The following is a 2,682-nucleotide window of genomic DNA, read 5'->3' as shown; positions in this document are numbered from 1 at the left end:
GTCAGATCAATACCGCTCATGCCCTGCGCCGTTTCCAGCGTGCCAGAAGTCAGAATAATCGCCGCAGTTGCCGTACAGATAACGATAGTATCCATAAAGACACCCAGCATCTGTACATAGCCTTGTGAGGCCGGATGTGGTGGGTATGGCGATGCCGCAGCCGCCGCATTAGGTGCAGAACCCATACCCGCTTCGTTCGAGAACAGGCCACGTTTTACGCCGTTAATCATGGCCTGACTGATGGTATAAGCTAATGCACCCGCCGCCGCTTCTTCCCAGCCAAACGCACTGCGGATAATCAGCATGATAACATCCGGCAGTTTCTCAATATTAATCCCGACCACATACAGTGCCAGCAGCAGGTAAACCAGCGCCATCACCGGTACAACCAACTCAGCGACTCGGGCGATAGTGCGAATACCACCAAAAATGATAATGGCGGTGAGCACTACTAATCCAGCACCCACAGCAATTTGCGGAATACCAAATGCCACGTGCATAGCTTGTGCAATCGAGTTTGACTGTACGGCATTAAATACCAAACCAAAGGCAATGATTAAAAAGACCGAGAACAGCATACCCATACGGCGCATGCCTAGGCCTTTTTCCATGTAATAAGCTGGGCCTCCGCGGTAGTTCCCTTGCTCATCTTTGGTTTTATACAGCTGTGCCAGTGTGCTTTCGACAAAAGCCGTTGCCATACCAATAAAGGCCACCAGCCACATCCAGAAAATTGCACCCGGCCCACCAAGGGTTAGTGCAACGGCAACACCGGCCAGATTACCGGTACCAACGCGGGCAGCCAAACTGGTACACAACGCTTGAAAAGAGGAGATCCCTGAGGAGTCAGAGCGGCGGCTTCGGCGTAAAATGGAGAACATGTGGCCAAAATGACGCACCTGTAAAAAACCTAACCGTAAGGTAAAGTAGATACCCGCGCCCAATAGAAAATAGATCAGCACCGATCCCCATAAGAGATCGTTAATAAACGAGATTAAGGCATTCACAGCAAATCCTCAGCAAAGAAAAAAGTTAACTATTAATTAAAAATTATGAATATTATTATGTATGCTCTGATAAGAGCTTATGCCGTACTGCTCTGGCTATCGGCGAAAGCTAAGCGTACGATATTATTTTGCCGTTGAACGTAAACAGGGTAACGGTGTACCGATAAAAAGGTCAATTTGCAATTTAGAACCAAACGTTTGCGCAAAATAAACATACCATACACTGCAAATTGTTACAAAGATCACACCCAATAGACCACCAAGTAAAAAAGCTTGCCCTTACCCAAGATCTGCCTGCGTGCTATTATCAGATGCCAACAAGGAAGGGTCTGCACTCAACGTAAACACCGAATTTCATATTTCCATACTAAAACACTGCGTTATATTTTTATTCCGTTGCTGATTAAGTTATACGGTGATTGATTATGTAATGGGTGTATGGATAACCCTAAATTCATCGGTGTAGGTTTGGTGTGATGAGCGGCAGACGTGTTCTGAAATGGCCCGGAGATCGACACTTCCGGTATATTTAAACACACTAACGTCGAGAAAATACCCATGGCTGATAAACTCTCTGCTCTACGCAAACTCACTACAGTTGTCGCTGATACTGGCGATATCGAAGCCATCAAGCGCTACCAACCGGAAGACGCGACAACCAATCCATCATTAATTCTCAATGCTGCGCAAATTCCTGATTATGCGCCCTTGATTGATGATGCTATTGCTTATGCTAAAGCACAGAGCAGTGACCACACCCAGCAGATTGTCGATGCCGCTGATAAGCTGGCCGTCAATATTGGTTTGGAAATTCTAAAAACAGTGCCGGGCCGTATTTCCACCGAAGTGGATGCTCGCCTCTCTTACGATACCGAAGCCAGCTTGATTAAAGCCCGTAAACTGATGCGCTTATATAATGAAGCGGGTATCAGCAATGATCGTATCTTGATCAAGTTAGCCTCTACATGGCAGGGAATTAAAGCTGCAGAGGTGCTGGAAAAAGAGGGGATCAACTGTAATCTGACACTGCTGTTCTCTTTCGCACAAGCGCGTGCCTGTGCAGAAGCTGGAGCATTTCTGATCTCTCCATTTGTTGGTCGGATCATGGATTGGTACAAAGCCAATACCGAAACCAAAACCTTTGCACCACACGATGATCCGGGCGTGATCTCAGTAACCAATATTTATAACTACTACAAACAGCATGGTTATAATACGGTGGTCATGGGCGCAAGTTTCCGCAATATCGGTGAAATCACTGAACTGGCTGGCTGTGACCGTCTGACCATTGGCCCGAACCTGTTGCAAGAGCTGGCAGAGGCTGAAGGCGAGCTACCATGTAAGCTGGCTTATCAAGGTGAGATTTTACCGCGCCCTACAGCAATGACTGAATCAGAGTTTTACTGGCAGCATAACCAAGACCCAATGGCCGTGGAAAAACTGGCTGACGGTATCCGTAAATTTGCCGTCGATCAGGGTAAACTGGAAACCATGATTAGCGCGCGTCTGTAATCTTCCGATACAACGCAAAAACGACTGAACAACAGTGCAAAAAGGTGCGTATTACGCGCCTTTTTTATTGCCGAAAAGGGCACTGATCACACCCTCGAAAATATTTCACCTCTGCTCAACAAAACCGTCATTAACTTATTCTATTTTTAATATTGCTGTGCTA

General features: G+C 46.5%; 2 protein-coding genes. One reads left to right on the top strand and one right to left on the bottom strand.

The annotated features are described in order from the left end of the window. The coding region (locus tag ACRC27_RS01695) for an alanine/glycine:cation symporter family protein (RefSeq protein WP_438639026.1) at window positions 1–1,007 on the bottom strand (1,007 nt) is incomplete at its 3' end. A gap of 558 nt (window positions 1,008–1,565) precedes the next feature. Between ACRC27_RS01695 and tal the strand changes: the two genes are divergently transcribed. After that, window positions 1,566–2,519, top strand: a complete 954-nt coding sequence (gene tal / locus ACRC27_RS01690) for a transaldolase (protein ID WP_438623521.1) — start codon at window positions 1,566–1,568, stop codon at window positions 2,517–2,519. Window positions 2,520–2,682: the final 163 nt, after the last annotated feature.

Source organism: Plesiomonas sp., assembly GCF_051650925.1.
GTDB lineage: Bacteria > Pseudomonadota > Gammaproteobacteria > Enterobacterales > CAMTGL01 > Plesiomonas.
This window is presented reverse-complemented; position numbering and strand designations above follow the sequence as displayed.

Coding starts and splice junctions, on each gene's coding strand:
- tal (WP_438623521.1), top strand. CDS start 1,566: ATGGCTGATAAACTCTCTGCTCTACGCAAACTCACTACAGTTGTCGCT.